Origin of the sequence: Burkholderia sp. D-99 (assembly GCF_011605345.1) — a bacterium.
GTDB lineage: Bacteria > Pseudomonadota > Gammaproteobacteria > Burkholderiales > Burkholderiaceae > Burkholderia.
Window position 1 is genome coordinate 206,309 of the sequence record NZ_JAAOXM010000013.1, and the last position, 19,813, is coordinate 226,121.

General features: G+C 68.4%; 16 protein-coding genes. 12 read left to right on the forward strand and 4 right to left on the reverse strand.

The features are described from left to right. The first annotated feature begins 5 nt into the window (after nucleotides 1-5). The 6 genes from cobN (at nucleotide 6) to HAV18_RS33020 (ending at nucleotide 7,192) form a co-directional block, all read left to right on the forward strand. The gene (gene cobN, locus HAV18_RS32995) at nucleotides 6-3,815 is read left to right on the forward strand and encodes a cobaltochelatase subunit CobN (protein WP_166964331.1); all 3,810 of its coding nucleotides are present in this window, start codon (nucleotides 6-8) and stop codon (nucleotides 3,813-3,815) included. Continuing rightward, nucleotides 3,812-4,888: an ATP-binding protein gene (locus tag HAV18_RS33000; RefSeq protein WP_166964333.1), complete on the forward strand. Its 1,077-nt coding sequence runs from the start codon at nucleotides 3,812-3,814 to the stop codon at nucleotides 4,886-4,888. Before cobN ends, HAV18_RS33000 begins: the two co-directional genes overlap by 4 nt. 68 nt (nucleotides 4,889-4,956) lie before the next feature. Further along, entirely contained in the window at nucleotides 4,957-5,565 is a 609-nt protein-coding gene (locus HAV18_RS33005; RefSeq protein ID WP_166964335.1) for a magnesium chelatase, read from the forward strand. A gap of 55 nt (nucleotides 5,566-5,620) precedes the next feature. Further along, nucleotides 5,621-6,073 carry a YaiI/YqxD family protein gene (locus HAV18_RS33010; RefSeq protein ID WP_166964337.1) on the forward strand — a complete coding sequence of 151 codons (453 nt, stop codon included), beginning with the start codon at nucleotides 5,621-5,623 and terminating at the stop codon, nucleotides 6,071-6,073. Between the two features lie 206 nt (nucleotides 6,074-6,279). Next, nucleotides 6,280-6,852: a DUF1993 domain-containing protein gene (locus HAV18_RS33015; RefSeq protein ID WP_166964339.1), complete on the forward strand. Its 573-nt coding sequence runs from the start codon at nucleotides 6,280-6,282 to the stop codon at nucleotides 6,850-6,852. Between the two features lie 13 nt (nucleotides 6,853-6,865). Then, entirely contained in the window at nucleotides 6,866-7,192 is a 327-nt protein-coding gene (locus HAV18_RS33020) for a low molecular weight protein tyrosine phosphatase family protein (protein ID WP_166964341.1), read from the forward strand. Nucleotides 7,193-7,213: 21 nt separating this feature from the next. Here the strand turns inward: HAV18_RS33020 and HAV18_RS33025 are convergent, their stop codons facing one another. Together HAV18_RS33025 and HAV18_RS33030 are read right to left on the reverse strand one after the other, a co-directional pair. After that, complete coding sequence (locus HAV18_RS33025; RefSeq protein ID WP_166964343.1) at nucleotides 7,214-7,636, reverse strand: NUDIX hydrolase; 423 nt, start codon at nucleotides 7,634-7,636, stop codon at nucleotides 7,214-7,216. A 150-nt stretch (nucleotides 7,637-7,786) separates the two neighbouring features. After that, entirely contained in the window at nucleotides 7,787-8,047 is a 261-nt protein-coding gene (locus tag HAV18_RS33030; protein ID WP_166964345.1) for a hypothetical protein, read from the reverse strand. A 277-nt stretch (nucleotides 8,048-8,324) separates the two neighbouring features. Between HAV18_RS33030 and HAV18_RS33035 the strand changes: the two genes are divergently transcribed. The 4 genes from HAV18_RS33035 (at nucleotide 8,325) to HAV18_RS33050 (ending at nucleotide 13,059) form a co-directional block, all read left to right on the forward strand. Beyond that, a complete protein-coding gene (locus HAV18_RS33035; protein ID WP_166964347.1) occupies nucleotides 8,325-9,521 on the forward strand; it encodes a CaiB/BaiF CoA-transferase family protein in 1,197 nt (398 codons plus the stop codon). A 124-nt stretch (nucleotides 9,522-9,645) separates the two neighbouring features. Beyond that, nucleotides 9,646-10,947, forward strand: coding sequence for a CitMHS family transporter (locus tag HAV18_RS33040; RefSeq protein ID WP_166964348.1), 1,302 nt, complete (start codon nucleotides 9,646-9,648; stop codon nucleotides 10,945-10,947). 141 nt (nucleotides 10,948-11,088) lie between these two features. Further along, nucleotides 11,089-12,255: an acyl-CoA dehydrogenase family protein gene (locus HAV18_RS33045; RefSeq protein ID WP_166964350.1), complete on the forward strand. Its 1,167-nt coding sequence runs from the start codon at nucleotides 11,089-11,091 to the stop codon at nucleotides 12,253-12,255. Between the two features lie 60 nt (nucleotides 12,256-12,315). After that, on the forward strand, nucleotides 12,316-13,059 hold the full coding sequence (locus tag HAV18_RS33050; protein WP_166964352.1) for an IclR family transcriptional regulator: 744 nt from the start codon (nucleotides 12,316-12,318) through the stop codon (nucleotides 13,057-13,059). Nucleotides 13,060-13,199: 140 nt separating this feature from the next. Here the strand turns inward: HAV18_RS33050 and HAV18_RS33055 are convergent, their stop codons facing one another. Then, on the reverse strand, nucleotides 13,200-14,555 hold the full coding sequence (locus tag HAV18_RS33055; protein ID WP_166964354.1) for a chitinase: 1,356 nt from the start codon (nucleotides 14,553-14,555) through the stop codon (nucleotides 13,200-13,202). Between the two features lie 580 nt (nucleotides 14,556-15,135). Between HAV18_RS33055 and HAV18_RS33060 the strand changes: the two genes are divergently transcribed. Continuing rightward, entirely contained in the window at nucleotides 15,136-17,385 is a 2,250-nt protein-coding gene (locus HAV18_RS33060) for an Ig domain-containing protein (protein WP_166964356.1), read from the forward strand. A gap of 218 nt (nucleotides 17,386-17,603) precedes the next feature. Here the strand turns inward: HAV18_RS33060 and HAV18_RS33065 are convergent, their stop codons facing one another. After that, nucleotides 17,604-18,506 (reverse strand): LysR substrate-binding domain-containing protein, encoded by a 903-nt coding sequence (locus tag HAV18_RS33065; RefSeq protein ID WP_166964357.1) that lies wholly within the window; start codon nucleotides 18,504-18,506, stop codon nucleotides 17,604-17,606. 94 nt (nucleotides 18,507-18,600) lie between these two features. Between HAV18_RS33065 and HAV18_RS33070 the strand changes: the two genes are divergently transcribed. Beyond that, on the forward strand, nucleotides 18,601-19,809 hold the full coding sequence (locus HAV18_RS33070; protein ID WP_166964359.1) for an MFS transporter: 1,209 nt from the start codon (nucleotides 18,601-18,603) through the stop codon (nucleotides 19,807-19,809). Nucleotides 19,810-19,813 lie beyond the last annotated feature (4 nt).

The following is a 19,813-nucleotide window of genomic DNA, read 5'->3' on the forward strand; positions in this document are numbered from 1 at the left end:
GCACGATGCATCTGCTGCGCACCACGCCGGGCGGCTTCGTCGACGATTCGCAGGGTGTTGTCCGGATCGACCAGCAACCGGCCGACATCGTGATCCTGAGCTCGGCCGACACGACGCTGTCGCTGCTCGCAAGCGTCGTGCCGCAACTGCCGGCCGGCTTCCCGAGCGTGCGACTCGCGAACGTCACGTTCCTGCGCCAGCCGGCGTCGGTCGATTTCTACGTCGACGACGTGTTGCAACACGCGAAGTCGGTCGTGATCGATCATCTCGGCGGCGAGGCTTACTGGCCGTACGGGATCGAGCAGGCCGTGTCGCTCGCGTCGAAGCGCGCCCAGCAGCTCGCGATGTTCTCTGGCGACCTGCAGGAGGACCCGAACCTCGTCGCGAAGAGCACCGTCGCGCCCGGCCTGTGCCGGCTGTGGTGGCGCTACCTGCGTGAAGGCGGCGTGCACAATGCCGAGGCGCTGCTGCGCAGCATTGCATTCCACACACTCGGGTTCGGCGAGGAACCCGAACCGCCACGCCCGCTGCCGGCCGCCGCGCTGTATCACCCGGCGCGCGACCGCGCGAGCGTCGACGACTGGCGGCCGCGCTGGACGCCCGGCGCGCCCGTCGTCGCGATCCTGTTCTATCGCGCGCACTGGCAGGCCGCGAACACGGCCGTGTTCGACGCGCTGGCCGATGCGCTCGTGCGGGAAGGGTTGAATCCGCTGCCGATCGCGGTCACGTCGCTGAAGGATGCGGTGAGCCGCGAAGTCATCACGCAGCTTTGCGACACGCACGACGTCGCGCTCGTGCTGAATACGACCGCGTTCGCGGCCGGCTCGATCGACAGCCCGGAACACGATGTGCTCGCCGGCGACGCGCCGGTGCTGCAGGTGATCCTGTCCGGCGGCAATCGCGACGCGTGGGTGGCCGACAACCAGGGCCTGCATGCGCGCGACATCGCGATGCACATCGCGCTTCCCGAAGTCGACGGCCGGATCGTCACGCGCGCGGTGAGCTTCAAGGGGCTCGCGTATCGGTGCCCGCACACCGAGGTCGACGTCGTGCGCTACCAGCCGGACGCCGAGCGGATCGCGTTCGTCGCGGCGCTCGCGCGCGGCTGGTGCCGGCTGCGCACGCTCGACAATGGCGAGAAGCGCGTCGCGCTGATTCTCGCGAACTATCCGCAAAGCGAAGGGCGAATCGGCAACGGCGTCGGGCTCGACACACCGGCGTCCGCGCTGCGCGTGCTCGCGGCGCTGCGCGACGCGGGCTACGCGGTGGCCGACCTGCCGCCCGACGGCGACGCGCTGATCGCGCGACTCACCGAAGGCGTGACCAACGACGCGGCCGTGCATGCGCTGCGCCCCGCGTTCCAGAGTTTCGCGCTGGCCGACTACGTCGCGCATTTCGCGCGGTTGCCGGCGGCTGTGCGCGACGCGCTGAACGAACGCTGGGGCCCGCCCGAAGCCGATCCGACGCTGCGGCAAGGGCGTTTCACGATCGCCGGCTGGCGCGCGGGCAACGTGTTCGTCGGCATCCAGCCGTCGCGCTCGCGCGGCGAGAACGACTACGCGAGCTACCATGACGCGGATCTCGTGCCGCCGCACGCGTATCTCGCGTTCTATTTCTGGCTGCGCGATGCGTATCGCATCGACGCCGTCATCCACCTCGGCAAGCACGGCAACCTCGAATGGCTGCCGGGCAAGAGCGTCGCGCTGTCCGACGCGTGCTGGCCCGACCTGTCGCTCGGGCCGCTGCCGCACCTGTATCCGTTCATCGTCAACGATCCGGGCGAGGGCAGCCAGGCGAAGCGCCGCGCGCAGGCCGTGATCATCGATCACCTGATGCCGCCGCTCACGCGCGCGGAAAACTACGGCCCGCTGCAGGATCTCGAGCGGCAGGTCGACGAATACTACGAAGCGCTGATGGTCGACGCGCGGCGCGCGAAGCTACTGCGCAAGACGATCCTCGCGACGATCGCCGAGCATCGTCTGCATGACGAACTGAGCGTGTCGCCGCCGCGCGACACGGGCGACGAGGATGCGCTGCTCACGCGCGTCGACGCGTGGCTGTGCGAACTGAAGGAAGCGCAGATTCGCGACGGGCTGCACGTGTTCGGCATGTCGCCGGCCGATCGCCAGCGACGCGACACGCTGCTCGCGCTCGCGCGCTTTCCGGTCGGCGACGGCAAGGGCGCACGCGCGGGGCTGATCGGCGCGCTGGCGCGCGATCTCGCGCTCGGCGACGACTTCGATCCGCTCGCGGCCGACTGGGCCGCGCCATGGGTCGGCCCGCGCCCGGCGATCCTGCAGGCGCTCGACGCATCGCCGTGGCGCCATGCGGGCGATACGCGCGAGCGGCTCGAACGGCTCGCACAGCAATGGCTGGACGAGCTGTGTGCGGCCGATGGCGGCAACACTGGCGCCGACGCGATACCGTCCGGCGACTGGCCGCATACGCTCGCGGTGATCGAGCGCGTCCGCGCGACGCTGCTGCCCTCGCTCGACGCGTGCGGCGGCGAGGAAATGCGCCAGCTCTTGCGCGGGCTCGACGGCCGCTTCGTGCCGCCGGGGCCGAGCGGCTCGCCGTCGCGCGGCCGCCCCGACGTGCTGCCGACCGGCCGTAACTTCTACTCGGTGGACACGCGCGCGGTGCCGACGCAGGCCGCGTGGTCGCTCGGCCTGAAATCCGCGCAGCAGCTGATCGAGCGCCATCTGCAGGATCACGGCGACTATCCGCACGCGATCGGCCTGTCCGTCTGGGGCACGGCGACGATGCGCACGGGCGGCGACGACATCGCGCAGGCATTCGCGCTGCTCGGCGTACGACCGAAATGGGCGCACGGCAGCCACCGGGTAACCGACTTCGAGATCCTGCCGATCGAGATCTTCGACCGGCCGCGCATCGACGTGACGCTGCGTGTGTCGGGCTTCTTCCGCGACGCGTTCCCTAACCTGATGCACCTGTTCGACGCGGCCGTGCAGGCGGTGGCCGCGCTCGACGAGCCCGAGGAGCTGAACCCGATCCGCGCACGCATCGAGCGCGAACGCACGAAATGGCTCGCGCAGGGCGTGGCACCGGACGAAGCGCGGCGCCGCGCCGGCTGGCGCGTGTTCGGCGCGCGGCCGGGCAGCTATGGCGCGGGCCTGCAGGACCTGATCGACCAGCGCCGCTGGCAGACCGACGCCGATCTCGCGGAGGCATACCGCCAGTGGGGCGGCCATGCGTATGCGCAGAACAGCGCGGGCGAGCTCGCGACCGACGTGTTCGGCGAGCGGCTCGCGACGATCGACGTCGTCGTGCAGAACCAGGACAGCCGCGAGCACGACATCCTCGATTCGAACGACTACTACCAGTTCCAGGGCGGGATGACCGCGGCGGTGCGGCACCTGTCGGGGCAGCAGCCGAGCATCTACCACGGCGACCATGCGAACCCGGTCGCGCCGAAGATGCGCACGCTGCGCGAGGAAATCGCGCGCGTGATCCGCTCGCGCGTCGTCAACCCGAAATGGCTCGACGGCGTGAAGCGTCACGGTTACAAGGGCGCGGCCGAACTGGCCGCGACCGTCGACTACCTGTACGGCTATGACGCGACCGCGCGCGTGCTATCCGACCACCAGTACGCGCTCGTCGCCGACGCGTACCTGTTCGACGACGCCACCCGCGCTTTCCTCGAACGGCACAACCCGAAGGCGCTGCACGGCATCTGCGAACGCTTCGTCGAAGCGATGCAGCGCGGCCTGTGGCAGCAGCCGGGCGACTATCGCGAACGGATCGAAGCGGTCTGGCTCGCAAGCGAACAACTCCACGAAGGGGGACGGCGATGACCGATCCAACGACGCACCGCGCCCGCGCGGTTTTTCCGTTTGCGGCGCTCGTCGCGCAGGATGCATTGCAACAGGCGCTGCTGCTCGCAGCGATCGACCCGTCGCTCGGCGGCGTGCTCGTGAGCGGCCCGCGCGGCACCGCGAAATCGACCGCGGCGCGCGGCCTCGCGGAGCTGTTGCCCGAAGGGCAATTCGTCACGCTGCCGCTGTCGGCGAGCGACGAACAGGTGACGGGTACGCTCGATCTCGCGCATGCACTCGCCGAAAACGGCGTGCGCTTCCGGCCGGGCCTGCTCGCGAGGGCGCACCTCGGCGTACTGTATGTCGACGAAGTGAACCTGCTCGCCGACGGGCTCGTCGATACGCTGCTGGACGTCGCCGCGAGCGGTGTGAACATCGTGGAACGCGATGGCGTGTCGCACGCGCATGATGCGCGCTTCGTGCTCGTCGGCACGATGAATCCCGAGGAGGGCGAGCTGCGTCCGCAGCTGCTCGACCGTTTCGGGCTGATGGTCGAGCTGGAGAACTGTTTCGATGCCGCGCAGCGCGAGCGGATCGTGAAGGCGCGGCTGGCATTCGATCTCGATCCGGACGCGTTCCGCGCACGCCATGCCCCCGCGCAGCGTGAACTCGGCGACCGGATTCACGCGGCACGCGCACGGCTGGCGACGCTCGATTTCGGCGATGCGGTGCATGCGCATGTCAGCGCGCTGTGCATCGACGCGGCCGTCGACGGGTTGCGTGCCGATCTCGTGATGCTGCGCGCCGCGCGCGCACTCGCCGCACTGGAGGAGGCCGATGCGGTGACGGTGTCGCACGTGGCGCGTGTGGCCGAAGCCGTGCTGCGGCACCGGCGCCATGTCGGTGCGCCGCCGTCTTCCGGCGCATCGCAGCCGGACCGCGCACGCGACGATCGTTCGCCGCCGGATACGCGCCCGCAGCCGGAAGATCAACCGGGCACAACCGGAAACGACACCGCCGTCGCGCAGGGCGACTGGGGTTACCTGCGGCCCGAGCCGGCCGGGCTGCGCGACGTGAAAGGCGTGGTACCGCTGCCGCTAAAAAAACGCTGAGCCATCGAGCCGGTGCCGCCGCGAACGCCGTTCGCGGTCCTCGATGGCAGCAAGGCGCAGCCGGGCGCGTGCCGGGCACGGCGCGCACCGGCACGGCCGTCGCGTGGCCGGCGACGTTCGCCGCGAAGCGCGGCGATCCGCTGCATCACGGCCATCTGCGCTTCCGGAAGCGAACCGGCGCACCGGATGCGTTGCATTGCTTCGTGCTCGACTGTTCGTCGTCGATGCTGTCGCACGAGCGGCTCGCATTGGCGAAGGGCCTGATCGTCGCGTATTTCGACCAGGCCGCGCGCGACCGTGTCGAAACCGCGCTGATCTGTTTCGGCGGCGAGGGCACCGTGCGGCGTTTCGGCCCGGCCGTGCCGCGCTGGTGGAATGCGCGCTGGCTCGAACCGGTCGACGGCGGCGGTGGCACGCCGCTCGCGGACGGCATCGCGGCCGCCGCGCACTTGCTCGCGCGCGCGGCGCGGCGCGAGCCCGGCAAGCAGCGCTGGCTGTGGGTGCTGTCCGACGGGCGCACGCGCGAGACGCCCGCGAAACCCGCGGCGGCCGATCACGTCGTGTTCGTCGACTTCGACGATGCGGCCGTGCGGATCGGGCAGGGCGCGCGGCTGGCCGCCGCGTGGGGCGCGCAGTGGGTGACGGCCGACGCGCTGTGCACGGGCCGCGCCGGCTGATCGCCGGCCGGCGGTGCGCTATGATCGCCGCTTCTGCCTACTGGAAAAAACCGCCATGCAAGTATTGGTCGATGCCGACGCGTGTCCCGCCGTCATCAAGGACATGCTGTTTCGCGCCGCGCGTCGTGCCGAAATCTGCGTGACGCTGGTCGCGAACCAGTTCCTGCGCACGCCGCCGTCGCCGTTCATCAAGGCGGTGCAGGTGCCGGCCGGTTTCGACGTGGCCGATGCGCGCATCGTCGAGCTGGCGGAAGCCGGCGATCTCGTGATCACCGCCGACATTCCGCTGGCCGCCGCCGTCCTCGACAAGGGCGCGCATGCGCTCGACCCGCGCGGCAACTGGTTCAGCCGCGAGAACATCGAGGAACGCCTGTCGACACGCGCGATGATGGACCAGTTGCGCAGCGCCGGCATCGACACGGGCGGGCCGGCGCCGTTCAGCGCGCGCGACGGCAAGACGTTTGCATCGCAGCTCGACCGGTTCCTGGCTCGGCAAGGCAAGCCTTGAGGCCGGGGCGCGACGGCCGCGCGTCGTGATCGTCGTGCTTGGGACAACACCCGCACGCCACACGTCACATCGCCTGATCGCCTGATCGCCTGATCGCCGGAACGCCGGAACCGCATCGAATCGCGCTCGTCACCCGGGCCGGGATGCATGTTTGCGTCGACGCTGCTATCGTGGCGCAAACGACAACCCAACCCAGGAGCGCACGCGTGACACCGACCCAACTTCTTGTCCCGACCTTCACCCACATGCTGCGCGCACAGACCGCGTGGCTCGACAAGGCCGCTGCGCACCGGCAGGCCGCGGGCGACGCGCCCGACGCGGCGATGACGTTGAAGCTGGCGCCCGACATGTATCCGCTCGCGGCCCAGGTGCGCTTCTCGTGCTTCCAGGCCATGGAGCCCGTCCACCGGTTGCGTGGCGAACCGTTGCCGGCTGCGCTGCTGGCCTTGCGCGAGGCGGGGTGGAATGCGGACGCGCAGCCCGGCTCGCTCGCCGACGCGCAGGCGATCATCGCCGGCACGCTCACGTTTCTCGGCGAACTCGCGCCGGATGCGCTCGATGGCGGCGGTGCGCTGCCGATCGCGCTCGAGATGCCGAACGGGATCGCGTTCGACATGACGGGCGAACAATACGCGCGCGACTGGGCACTGCCGCAGTTCAATTTCCACGCGATCACCGCTTACGCGATCCTGCGCCACCATGGCGTCGAACTCGGCAAGGCCGACTACGTGTCGCACATGCTCGCGTACGTCCGGCCGGGCACGATTCCGCAGGGGTGAACCCGGCAGCGACATGACGCGGGCACGCTTCATCTGCAGCCGCAACCGGCTGCGCAGCCTGACGGCCGAAGCGGTATTCGCCGCGTGGCCGGGTGTCGAAACCGATTCGGCGGGCCTCGCGCCCGATGCGGGCACACACCTGTGCGCCGAGCAGCTCGATTGGGCCGACGTCGTGTTCGTGATGGAGCGTGCGCACAAGGCAAAGCTGGCAGCGCAATTCGGTGCGCATCTGCGGCACAAGAAGATCGTCTGCCTCGACATTCCCGACCGTTACGCGTACATGCAGCCCGAGCTCGTCACGCTGCTCGAACGCAAGGCCGGCCCGTTCCTGCGCACGTGACCGGCGCGGGTAAGATCGACTTCAGCGCAGCCGGCCGTTCGCGATCGCAGTAAAACAATCGAGCCGCAGCAACTCGATGATCTTGCGCGTCGGCACGCTCGCACGAAGCGTGTCGAGCCGGTCGACGGTGAACCACTTGCAGCGGGCGATCTCGTTGCTCGCGCGCGGCGTCAGGTGCCCCGGCACGTCGGCCACGAACACATGATGGAGCTTCGTCAGCCCGCCGAACTGCACGGCGTAGTCGAGTGCGAGCCCCTCCAGCCGCGTTTCCTCGGCGAGCTCCCGCAGTGCAGCGTCGAGCGGCGTCTCGCCGCGCCGGATCGTGCCGCCCGGCAGCGACCAGCGCGACGCGGTGCGGGCGACCAGCAGCACGCTGCTGCGCTGACGACACACGATCGTGGCGCGTTCCTTGATGACGGCGAGAGTGTCCGGCCCGGTACTCATGTTCGGCAAAACAGGTGCTGAATCGTGGAGAAAGTGCACGCCGGCGGCGCATTGCCCGGCAGCAGGCCGCGACGGCTTGCAGGCAGCCGCAACGATCCTACCGGCCGTTCATGACAGTTCCGTGGACGGCGTCACGGGACCGACACCGGGTCACGTGTGCGTATAGATCCCGCTGCGCGTCGGCTTCACGTGGCGCGAATGGCGGCGCTTGTGAACGGCACGCCGATGGTGAGGCGACGGCGGTGCCACGTGCCGGCGCGCGGGCGCGGGCCGTGCGCTCGGCGCGGCGGGGTGCTGCGCTCCCCCCGGCATCTGCGTCTGCCCTTCGCCGAAATGGAACGTCTGGGTTTGCGCCTGTCCGACACCCAGCGTCGACGCCAGCACGAAGGCCGCCAGCAGCATCCGTTTCATGAATAATCCGCCTGATTTTTTTGAGATGAAGGTTTCCCGCCAGCTTAGCGAAAGGCGGGGCGCCATCGCAACCGGCCCGTGCTCGGTGTCGCCCCCACTTGCGCACGGCGGCGTCTTCCGCGCGGCCGCAGGGTGCCGCCGGGGTTGACAACATAATTCCTGAGTGTGAATATAAATTCACGCACAAGAATTATTCGTCGAATCCGGAAGGTCGCGCCGCAGGCGCCGGGCCTGCCGGAACCGGCAGTCCGATCAACCGGAACCAGGAGCGGGACGCATGGCGGAACACGAGCAGCAGGGCGCGCTGGCGGGATTGCGCATCATCGATCTGTCGCGGGTGCTGGGCGGCCCGTATGCCACGCAGATCCTTGCCGACCACGGCGCGGAGGTGATCAAGGTCGAACCGCCGTCCGGCGACGAAACGCGCACGTGGGGGCCGCCATTCGACGGCGATACCGCGTCGTACTTCCTCGGCGTGAACCGCAACAAGCTCGGCATCGCGCTCGACCTGACGCAACCGGCCGACCGCGAGCGGCTGCTCGGCCTGCTCGAACATGCGGATGCCATCGTCGAGAACTTCAGGATCGGCACGATGGAGCGCTGGGGGCTCGGTTTCGACGCGCTGCATGCGCGGTTTCCGCGCCTCGTCCATTGCCGCGTGTCGGGCTTCGGTGCGGACGGCCCGCTCGGCGGGCTGCCCGGCTACGACGCGGCCGTGCAGGCGCTCGCGGGGCTGATGAGCGTCAATGGCGAAGCCGGCGGCGCACCGCTGCGGGTCGGCGTGCCGATCGTCGATCTCGTCACCGGGCTGAACGCGGCGCTCGGCGTGCTGATGGCACTGCGCGAACGCGACGCGAGCGGCCGCGGCCAGTTCGTCGAAGCGACGCTGTTCGACTGCGCGCTGTCGATCCTGCATCCGCATACGCCGAACTTCTTCCATTCGGGCAAGGCGCCCGTGCGCACCGGCAACGCGCATCCGAACATCACGCCGTACGACAGCTTTCCGACGGCGAGCGTCGACATCTTTCTCGCGGTCGGCAACAACGGGCAGTTCGCGGCGCTGTGCGACGTGCTCGGCACGCGCGACTGGCTCGACGATCCGCGTTTCGCGGACAACCGCGCGCGCAGCGCGAACCGCGCCGCGCTGCGCACGCTGCTCGAAACGGCGCTGGCCGCGCACGACGGCGCGGCGCTCGCCGAGCAGCTGATGCGCCGCGGCGTGCCGTGCGCGCCGGTGCTCGGGCTCGATGCGGCGCTCGACCATCCGCATGTCGCGCATCGGGAGATGAAGGTCGAGCTGGGCCGGCATCGCGGCATCGCGTCGCCGATCAAGCTCGGCCGCACGCCGGCCACTTACCGGCGGCCGCCGCCCGCGCTGAACGAACACGCGGCGCAGGTATTTGCCGACACCAACGCCAACGCCAACGCCAACGCCGACACCAACGACCGCGGTTACGACCCACGCCGGGACTGACCGGCATCGCGGCCGCCGGCCGTGCCGCGCCCCCGACGGCGCCGCACGGCCATGCGAGCCGCACGACCATTCGAACACCACGCCGGGCCACGCACGGGCGCACCGGCTGAAGAGGAGACGCATCATGCTTGCATGGATCGGCGCGATTGCCATCGTCGCGCTGTTCGGCCTGATCATCACGAAGCGGCTGTCGCCGCTCGTCGCACTGATCGTCGTGCCGGTGGCCGCGTCGCTCGCGGCCGGTTTCGGGCTCGCGACCGGCAAGTTCATCGTGCACGGCGTACAGAACATCGGCCCGATCGCCGGGATGTTCGTTTTTGCGATTCTTTTTTTCGGAATCCTCACCGATGCCGGGATGCTCGACCCGATCATCGCGGGTGTGCTGCGCGTGATCGGCTGCCATCCGCCGCGCATCGTGATGGGTTCGGCGCTGCTCGCGCTGCTGATCCATCTCGACGGCTCCGGCGCCGTCACGTTTCTCGTCACGCTGCCCGCGATGATGCCGCTCTATACGCGGCTCGGGATGGATCGCCGCATCCTCGCGTGCGTCGCGTCGATGGCGGCCGGCGTCAATTTCCTGCCGTGGGTCGGGCCGATGCTGCGGGCGTCGGCGGCGCTGCACATTCCCGGCTCCGCGATCTTCATGCCGATGATTCCGGTGCAAATCGTCGGGCTCGTGTTCGTGTTCGGCACCGCGTACGTGCTCGGCGTGCGCGAGGCGAAACGGCTCGGGCTCGATCGTGCCGGCGCGGCGGCGCTCGCGATCGCGCCGCGTGCGCTGACCGATGCCGAGCGCGCGTTGCGCCGGCCGGACCGCTTCCGGGTCAATCTCGTGCTGACGCTCGTCGTGCTCGTCACGCTCGTGTCGGGGATCGTCGACCCGATGGTGATGTTCATGCTCGGCACGGTCGCCGCGCTCGTGATCAACTACCCGGACGTGCAGGCCCAGCGCGAGCGGATCGACGCGCATGCAAAGGCCGCGCTGATGATGGCGAGCGTGCTGCTCGCGGCCGGCGCGTTCACCGGGATCATGTCCGGCACCGGGATGCTGAAGGCGATGGCGGAAGTGGTGGTCGCGCACGTGCCGGTCGAGCATGCGCGCCACATGCCGTTCGTGCTCGGGCTGCTGTCGATGCCGCTCAGCCTGCTGTTCGACCCCGATTCGTTCTACTTCGGCGTGCTGCCGGTGCTCGCGGAAAGCGCGAAGCTGCTCGGCGTGCCGCCGATCCAGATGGCGCAGGCCGCGCTGCTCGGCCAGATGACGACGGGTTTCCCGGTGAGCCCGCTCACGCCCGCGACGTTCCTGATCGTCGGCCTGACCGGCGTCGAGCTCGCCGAGCACCAGAAATTCACGATTCCGTTCCTGTTCGCCGCCACGGTGCTGATGGTGTTCGCCGCGGTGATCGTTGGCGTGTTTCCGTTGTGAGCGCGCCAGTCCTGCCGCTTCGTGCCGGCACCCCGAGGGGCAATCCGGCACGGGGAGGTTCTGCCAAGCGGAAACCCTGGCGCCGCCCGGCGTTTTCTTCAGAGCGGCGCGGCCGCTCGGCCTTTTCCCGGAGAGCAATCCATGCAGTTCGACCTGACCGACGACCAGCGCGCGATCGAAAGCGCGATCGAGAAAATCTGCGCACGCTTCGGCGACGACTACTGGCTCGAACGCGATCGCGCGGGCGGGTTTCCGACCGATTTCCACGCGGCGCTCGCCGAGGCCGGCTGGCTCGGCATCGCGATGGACCCGGCCCATGGCGGCGCCGGGCTCGGGATGACCGAGGCCGCGCTGATGATGCGCACGATCAGCGCATCGGGCGCCGGCCTGTCCGGTGCGTCGGCCGTCCACATGAACATCTTCGGGCTGAACCCGGTGCAGGTGTTCGGCAACGACGCGCAGAAGGCGCGCTTCCTGCCGCCGCTGATCGCCGGGCGCGACAAGGCGTGCTTCGCGGTGACGGAACCCGATGCGGGCCTCGACACCACGCACCTGAGCACGCAGGCCCGCCGCGACGGCGACCACTACGTGCTGAGCGGGCGCAAGATCTGGATCTCGACCGCGCAGGTGGCGAACAAGATGCTGATCATCGCGCGCACGACACCGCTCGACCAGGTCGCGAAGCCGACCGACGGGCTGAGCCTGTTCTATACCGATCTCGACCGGTCGCGCGTCGAGGTGCGCGAGATCGAGAAGATGGGCCGCAAGGCGGTCGATTCGAACATGCTGTTCATCGACAACCTGCGCGTGCCGGAGGGCGACCTGATCGGCAACGAAGGCGACGGCTTCCGCTACCTGCTGCACGGGCTGAATCCGGAACGGATCCTGATCGCCGCGGAGGCGATCGGGCTCGGCCAGGCCGCGCTGCGCCGCGCGACGCAGTACGCGTGCGAGCGTGTCGTGTTCGGCCGGCCGATCGGGCAGAACCAGTCGATCCAGCATCCGCTCGCGCAGGCGTGGATGCAGCTAGAAGCCGCGTGGCTGATGGTGATGAAGGCCGCGACGCGCTACGACGCGGGGCAGCCGTGCGGCGCGGAGGCGAACGCCGCGAAATACCTCGGCGCGGAAGCCGCGTTCCAGGCGTGCCAGACGGCGGTCGCGACACACGGCGGGATGGGCTACGCGAAGGAATACCATGTCGAGCGCTACCTGCGCGAGTGTATGATTCCGAGGCTCGCGCCCGTGAGCCCGCAACTGATCCTGTGCTACATCGCGGAGAAGGTGCTCGGGCTGCCGAAGTCGTACTGACCGTATCGACCCGGCGGCCGGCCCGGCGCGCGGTTTCCCGTTCCGATTCAAGCGCTCGTCATGGACGTCAAACTCGTTGCCCGCACGCTCGACCTGTTCGAGCTGTTCGCCGCCGAACGGCGGCCGCTGCCGCTCACCGAACTCGCGCGCCTGCTCGATGTGCCGCCGTCGAGCTGCCTCGCGATGGCGCGCACGCTCGTGAGCCGCGGCTACCTGTATGAAGTGCGCAAGCGCGGCGGCTACTACCCGACGCGCCGCCTGCAGACGATCGCCGCCGCGATCGACGCGACCGATCCGGTCGTCGACATCGTCCATCCGCATCTCGTCGCGCTGCGCGACGCGAGCCGCGAGACGGCCGTGCTCGGCAAGATCCAGGGCGGGTCGGTCACCTACCTCGACGTCGTCGAATCGGAGCAGGCGATCCGCTATACGCGCGCGCCGGGTGAACTGCGCCCGCTGCATGCGAATTCGATCGGCAAGGCAATCTTCGCGGAACTCGACGGCGACGCGCAGCAGGCGCTCGGCGCGCAACTGCCGTTCGAGCGCTTCACCGACACAACGGTGGCGGACCTGCCCGCGCTCGTCGCGCAAACCGCGCGGTTTCGCGAACTCGGCTGGGCCGAGAACCTCGGCGAGAGCGCGCCCGAGCTGTCGGCGATCGCGGTCGCGCTGACGCTCGACGGCGACTGGTACGGGCTGTCGGTGGTCGGGCCGACCGAGCGGATCCGCCAGCATCGCGAGATGCATGCGGCGCTGCTGGTCGACACGAAGGCCAAGCTGATGGCCGAGCACGCGCGCGGCTGACGGCGGGCAGGGCGGGCCGGAAAGCGGGCCGCTAAGCAGGCAACACGCAGGTCAACAAGCGGGCCGTCCGCCGGCGCTCGGGCAGCGATCGCCGTGAACGGCCCCGGATGCGCGGGCCTAGCGACGGCCGATACGCGGCATCACGACTTCACCCACACACCGCCCGCACTCGGGTTGTCGCCTTGCGTCCACCATTTCGCGCAGTATTTCGCGCCCTGGTACATCACGCAGGTGCCCCCTGAATACGCGGTGGTTGCCGACCACGTGGCCGTGCCGCCGCCGACCGGCTTCCACACCGCGGCCTGGCCGGGCACGTCGCCCTGCGTCCACCATTGCGCCTGGTACGTCGTGCCCTGGTAGGTGACCGTCGCGCCGGCCGTATAGACCTGGCCGGCCGCCCAGGGCGCGCCCGGCTGCGGCGTGCCGCCGTCCGAGCCGCCACCGTAGTTCGGATCCTGCGTGACGCCCGCGCCCCACTTGCCGTCGAGCTGCTTGAAGATCGTCGCGAACGCGTACGGCTGCTGCGCGACGCCCGAACAGGTCGGCGACGCAGACGTGCCGCCGGACGGGCATGCCTGGTCGCGGCCGACCGACCAGTTGCCGAAGAAGCCGTAGCCGTTGGCGACCGCCGCGTTCAGCACGCTCTGCGCATTCGCGAGCGTGAAGGTCTCGCCCTGCACGTCGTTCACGCCGATCATCGGCGTGACGCCGACCATCTGCCAGAGCTGGGCATTGGTTTTCGGCTGGCCGGCCGACTTGAAGGCCGTATCGAGCTGCGAGTACAGCGCCTGCGCGGCACTGATCGCGGCCGCCCCCATGTCGAGGTTCGCGGGGCCGTAGTCCATCGCCATCACGTTCACCGCATCGAACACGGTCTGGTTCGAGATCGCCGCGTTGACGATGTTCAGGCCGTCCTGCGTGAGCCCGGTCGGCATCGTCGGCAGCGTCAGCGTGACGTGCAGCGGCTTGCCTTTCGCCGCATAGCTCGCCTGCAGCTGCGTGACCGCCTGGAAGTTGCGCGCGACCGCGGCCGTGTCCAGCTGCGACACGCCCTCGATATCGAAGTCGAGGTGCGTGAGGCCGTACGTGTCGATCACGGTCTGGTACGCGCTCGCCAGTGCGGGGACCGTCGAGCACGCCTGCATCAGCGGCGTGCCGTTCGCGCCGCCGAACGACACGGCGACTTCGCCGCCTTTCGCGCGGTAGCTCGCGATCGACGTCGACAGCGCGGTCAGCAGGCCGCCGCTCGCGCCGTTGCCGATCGGCTGCACGCCACCCCACGATGGCACGCAGCCGTTGCCCGCGACCACGAACGCGAGCGTGAACTGCTGAATGCCTTGCCGGACGCCGATCTGGTCGACGAGCGGCGTCGGATAGAGCGTCACGTCGACATAAGGCGCATAGACGCCTGCACCCTGGGACACACTCGCCACTGCAAGAAGGCAACCCGCGGCGAGCGCGCGCGGGATGAAACGCGGCAACACATTGTTGTTCATTGTGTTCTCCAAGTGGAAGAGGGATACGCTGGCCCGCGTATCGCCGCCGGTCGGGCAACCGGGCATGCCCGGCCGGCGGCGTGCCCATCTTGGAGGATTCGCGTCGAATAGTGAATGGTTAGTTGTTCTTTTTGTTATTTGATTCTCGATACGTAACGATCTTGCCGATTCGACATCGTTCCGTCATGCATCGGGCGTGGATCAGGACAAAATTGCCGTCGCTTTCGAAATGAAAATGTCACGCTCGACGCCCCCCCTGATAGCCGCTTCGATCATGTAATCACGTGTAATCGCTTTCGACGCATGCGCGGCATAACTTTGTCTTCGAGCAGCGTGCTTTCGCGCGAAGTTCGCTCACGATGCGATGAAAGATGGCCGCCGTCGACGGCAGGCGGGAGCGCTCGAATCAGCCGGCCAGATCACTTGCGTCCAATGTCCGGGGTATCTACCGGCCATGGATACATGTACGCCAGGTTAATCGATTCGATATTCTAAATATTGGCTCGCGGCACGCGAAGGAAGGGTGAGCTGATGCATCTGCGCCGCTCGCGCCCGCCATTCTCGTCAGGAAAGTCGAAAAATGACAAGCACTCTACGCATTCCGGCCGGCTATTTGACGCTCGGCATGGACTCCACCGGCGCCATCGTCGAACTCATCGATTCGCGCAGCGGCCGTGACTACATCTCGCCCGGGAAATCCGTCCCGCTCATCAGGCTCGTGATCAACGGCATACTGGTGATACCTGCTGGCGTCCGATGGTCCGCCGCTGACAACACGCTATCCTTCGTGAATGAAACGGGTCTCCGATTCGAGGTCGATGTCCGCGTCCTGCAGAAGAACGGCTACGCCACCTTTGAAGTCACCCGTGTGTCGATCGAACCCGACAGCGACGTTCAGACGCTGCTGTGGGGACCGTTGCCTGTCGCGATCAACCAGACCGTCGGCGAAGCCGTGGGCGTGGTACGAGACAACGAATTCGCCATTGGCCTGAAGCCGCTCAACGACCGCACCGAAGGCGCGTGGCCCAAGGAGTATCCGCAATACGGCTGGGAAAACGACGTCATCTCCAATCCGTACAATCTGTACGTGGCGTCGATGGAACCGTGGAGCGTGGCGGCAAAGACGTCATGGGGGGCCGTGCTGCGAGCCTTTACGTTCGACTATACGCGCCGGCGCGATCGGCTCAACCCCAATAGCTATCCGATTCCGCTCGGCCCGCTCGACCGCGCAGGCTCGGTCATCGGATCGAAGATTGCGCTATACGGCAGCGCACCGGAGCTCGTGACGACCGTATTGTCGTTCATCGCTTCGGGTGAAAACCTCCCGTATCCGACCCAGAATGGCCAGTGGCAGAAAGTGGCGCAGGCCAGCAGCCAGTCGTCTTTCGTGCTGGACGATCTCGACACCGGCAGTGTCGGCAAGGCAGCCCGATTGGCCAGCAGCGCGGGAATCAACTACCTCTACGCGCCCCTGCACGATCGCGGCCCCTGGAAATCCACCGGGCATTATCAGTTCGACTCCACCTTCGGCGGCAGCGACAACGGGGCTGAAAAGCTTGTGGAAACGGCAAAGGAGCACGGTGTCCGCGTCGGCGTTCATACCATGTCGGACTTCATCAGCGTCAGCGGGCCCACCTCCATCGATTCCTACGTTTCACCGCCCGCGGACCCGCGTTTGGCCTTGGGCGGTCAAGCGCCTTTGTCCCGGCAGTTGAACATGACGAGCACGATGCTCTACCTGGGCGGATTCGTGCCGGTGCGGGACGGGATCAACGAGAAGATGCTGCGTATCGGCAACGAGTTCATCTCGTACAACGATGCCCAACGGGGCGTCGGTGAATGGACAGTCAGTGGACTGACCCGAGGCCAGTGGGGCTCCTTCCCCGCCGAAGCCGCGCGCGGCACGTCCGTTGCGAGGGTGATCGTGAATTCGTATGGCGGGGCCACCGGCGGCCTCGGCATCATCGACGAGATCGCCACCCGGCTGGGTACCATCAGGAACGACGTCGGCATCCGGTCCCACTCCTTCGACGGGGTGGAATCCGCCAGCGATTCCGGCTGGGGCAGCTTTGGCATTGCCCGGTTGATAAACGGCACCTACGCTGCCCAGACCGGGCACGATGGATACATCAGCGAGACGAGCCGGATGACCTCGAATGCGTGGGATATGCTGACCCGGGCGAGCTGGAGCAACCCGGACATGGATCAGCTGTACCGAAACAACGTCTTCTACCAGGCCAACTACCTGCCGGGCATGCTTGGATGGTTCGATATCACGGACTTCTCCTTGACCGGGATCGAAACCATGCTCGCACGCGGCGCGGCGCTCAACGCCGGCCTGGGCTTCCGGGGCACGGTGGCAATGCTGACGTCGACGATTCTCGACAAGATCAAGCAGTGGGAAACCGCCAGGAATCTCGGCGCGTTCACCGAAAAGCAGCGGGCCACGCTTCGCGATCAGACGACCTTCTGGAGCCTGGAGGCCATCACCCCCGGTCAACGTTGGTCGTTGCGGCAGGTGACTGCCGGAGGCGACCCGATCGGCGCTCCGCAGGCCGTATCGGCACCGACACCGCAACTGGGCCCCGCAGTCTTGCCGGTCGCCGCGCAAGGCACGCTCTACGCAGCGAAAATCACGACGAATACGCCTGCGACCGTCCGTTTCACGGTGACCAGCGGGGGATTGCCCCCGGGTCTGCAGTTCAATCAGGATACGGGCGGGATTGTCGGTATGCCGAAGAAAACCGGGAAGTACACGTTCGGCGTCACGGCCACGAATGACGGGGGACTGGCCGACGCGCGAGCGCTTTACACCATCGAGGTGCACTGAAGTATCGAGCAGCCCTCATCGAATTCGCCGGCGACCGCGCCGGCATTCGGGACGCGCGTCACGACGGTTGTATGGCGCGCGTCATTTCGGCGATACCTGAGCGGTATTCGGTGAGGGCGATCAACCGTTCTGGCGAACGTGATCGGTGTGGAAGAGGGTGTCCCGCGGCCAGAACACCGAAACCACGGGGAAGCGCGATCCGGGTCGCTTGACTCGCATCATGCGGATGCGGGTTGCACAAGCGAGCGCGCGAGTGCGACGAAGCGTTCGACGCACGCCGACGCAAACGGCTCGTTCCACGACACGATCTGCTCGACCGCGCGCGTGCCGGCGAGCGGCACGTACACGACGCCCGGACGCTGCAGCGTCGCGGTGAAACCCGGCACGATCGCGATGCCGCGTTCGGCGGCCACGAGTGACACGAGCGTCGTGATCTGTGCCGCGGTCGCGCCGATGCGTGGCGCGAATCCGGCCCGTGCACACAGGTCGTCCAGCGCCGCGGCCAATGCCGAGCCGTAATCCTGCGGAAAGATCACGAAGGTTTCGTCTGCAAGCGCCGCGACGTCGACGCTCGCGCGGCCCGCGAGCGGATTCCCGGCCGGCACGGCAGCCACGAGCGGTTCACGCGACACGACGAGCGACGCAACCGGCGTATCGGGCGCGCGGTCCCATGCCCAGCCGAAGCCGATGTCCATCGTGCCTTCCGCGATCTGCCGGCGCTGGCTCGCGGTTGCAGCCTCGCGGAACGCGAGCTCGACGTCGGGCATCGTCCGGCCCGCAGCGCGGATGACGTCCGGGAACGTATCGGACATCGGAATGGCACTCGCATAGCCGATCACGATTCGCCCGGCGATGCCTTGCGCGATCTTGCGCGCGCTCGCCTCGGCCTCGGCGGCCGCGCTGACGACGTTGCGCGCCTGTTCGAGGAACGCGGCACCTTCCGGCGTCAGCCGCACCGCGCGCGTCGAACGCTCGAACAGCCGGACGCCCAGCTCGCTTTCCAGCGCGGCGATATGGCGCGTGAGCGGCGGCTGCGCGACCCGCAGGCGCAACGCCGCGCGGCCGAAGTGCAGTTCGTCGGCGACGACCACGAAATAGCGGAGGCGGCGCAGGTCGAGCATTGTTGTCGTTCCGGTATCAATGGCGATGAAAACGGTATTGGCGTGCACGCGGCGCGCTCGTCAGACTGTCGGCATCGACGACCAGGCAGCTCCGATGAACGACAGGACCACGCGCATCGCGTTCTTTCTCTGCGGCTTCGCCGCGTTTCTCAACCTGTATTCGACGCAGGGCATCCTGCACGAACTCGCGGCCGCCTTCGGCGTCAGCGCGGAGCGCGCGGGGCAGGGCGTGAGCGCCACCACGACGGCCGTCGCCATTATCGCGCCGTTCGTCGGCGTGCTGGCCGCGCGCATCGAGCGGCGCGTCGCGATCTCGCTCGCGGCGGTGGCCGTCGCGCTGCCGGTCGTGTGGTCCGCGCACGCGTCAAGTTTCGCGTCGTTTCTCGGCGCGCGCTTTGCAGCCGGACTCGTCATGCCGTTCGTCTTCGCGCTGTCGATCGCCTATATCGCCGAGCGCTTCGATCGCGGCACGTCAGCCGAGATCAGCGCGCTATTCGTCGCCGGCACGACGCTCGGCGGGTTCGCCGGCCGCTTCGCGACCAACCTGATGACGTCGATGTGGGGCTGGCGGCATGCGCTCGACGTCGTCGCGGCGCTGTGTCTCGTCACGGGCGTCGCGATCTACGCGAGCCTGCCGGCGTCCGGCACGATCGCGCGGCGCGTCCAACACGATGCGCCGGCCGATGCGGGCCCGTCCTGGCGCATCGTCACGCGCGGCCCGCTGCTCGCGTCGTTCGCGATCGGCGCGTGCGTGCTCGCGTCGCAGGTCGCGACGTTCACGTTCGTCGGCCTGCGCCTGGCCCGCGCGCCGTTCGGCTTCGGCACGGTCGGGATCGGTGCGATCTATGCGGTGTTCCTGGTGGCGGTGGTCGTGACGCCGCTGGCAGGACGCCTCGCGCGGCATCGCGGCCCGCGCGCACCGGGGCTGGCCGCGGCCGCGCTCGCGATCGGCGGGGCGCTGCTCACGCTGTCCGACCACGTGCCGGTGATCCTGGCCGGCCTCGCGCTCAGCTCGACCGCCGTGTTCGTCGAACAGGCGTCGGCCAACACGTTCATTTCGCAGGCGGCGGCGAGCGCGCGCTCGACGGCGATCGGCATCTACCTGTCCTGTTATTACTTCGGCGGCAGCCTCGGCTCGATCCTGCCGGTGCCCGGCTGGCATCGGTGGGGATGGGCCGGCTGCGTCGCGTTCGTGGTCGTCGCGCAGGCCATCGTCGGCGTGCTCGTGTACCGGTTCTGGCGAACCGGCGGCGCAGCCGGCACGGCGCTCGCCGGCGCACACGGCGTCAGGCCGACACGCTAACCGG

What these genes read in the sequence shown, in the direction of transcription:
- HAV18_RS33045 (WP_166964350.1), top strand. Translation starts at nt 11,089, where the DNA reads ATGCAGTTCGACCTGACCGACGACCAGCGCGCGATCGAAAGCGCGATC.
- HAV18_RS33035 (WP_166964347.1), top strand. Translation starts at nt 8,325, where the DNA reads ATGGCGGAACACGAGCAGCAGGGCGCGCTGGCGGGATTGCGCATCATC.
- HAV18_RS33025 (WP_166964343.1), bottom strand. Translation starts at nt 7,636, where the DNA reads ATGAGTACCGGGCCGGACACTCTCGCCGTCATCAAGGAACGCGCCACG.
- HAV18_RS33040 (WP_166964348.1), top strand. Translation starts at nt 9,646, where the DNA reads ATGCTTGCATGGATCGGCGCGATTGCCATCGTCGCGCTGTTCGGCCTG.
- HAV18_RS33000 (WP_166964333.1), top strand. Translation starts at nt 3,812, where the DNA reads ATGACCGATCCAACGACGCACCGCGCCCGCGCGGTTTTTCCGTTTGCG.
- HAV18_RS33030 (WP_166964345.1), bottom strand. Translation starts at nt 8,047, where the DNA reads ATGAAACGGATGCTGCTGGCGGCCTTCGTGCTGGCGTCGACGCTGGGT.
- cobN (WP_166964331.1), top strand. Translation starts at nt 6, where the DNA reads ATGCATCTGCTGCGCACCACGCCGGGCGGCTTCGTCGACGATTCGCAG.
- HAV18_RS33010 (WP_166964337.1), top strand. Translation starts at nt 5,621, where the DNA reads ATGCAAGTATTGGTCGATGCCGACGCGTGTCCCGCCGTCATCAAGGAC.
- HAV18_RS33020 (WP_166964341.1), top strand. Translation starts at nt 6,866, where the DNA reads ATGACGCGGGCACGCTTCATCTGCAGCCGCAACCGGCTGCGCAGCCTG.
- HAV18_RS33060 (WP_166964356.1), top strand. Translation starts at nt 15,136, where the DNA reads ATGACAAGCACTCTACGCATTCCGGCCGGCTATTTGACGCTCGGCATG.
- HAV18_RS33070 (WP_166964359.1), top strand. Translation starts at nt 18,601, where the DNA reads ATGAACGACAGGACCACGCGCATCGCGTTCTTTCTCTGCGGCTTCGCC.
- HAV18_RS33050 (WP_166964352.1), top strand. Translation starts at nt 12,316, where the DNA reads ATGGACGTCAAACTCGTTGCCCGCACGCTCGACCTGTTCGAGCTGTTC.
- HAV18_RS33065 (WP_166964357.1), bottom strand. Translation starts at nt 18,506, where the DNA reads ATGCTCGACCTGCGCCGCCTCCGCTATTTCGTGGTCGTCGCCGACGAA.
- HAV18_RS33055 (WP_166964354.1), bottom strand. Translation starts at nt 14,555, where the DNA reads ATGAACAACAATGTGTTGCCGCGTTTCATCCCGCGCGCGCTCGCCGCG.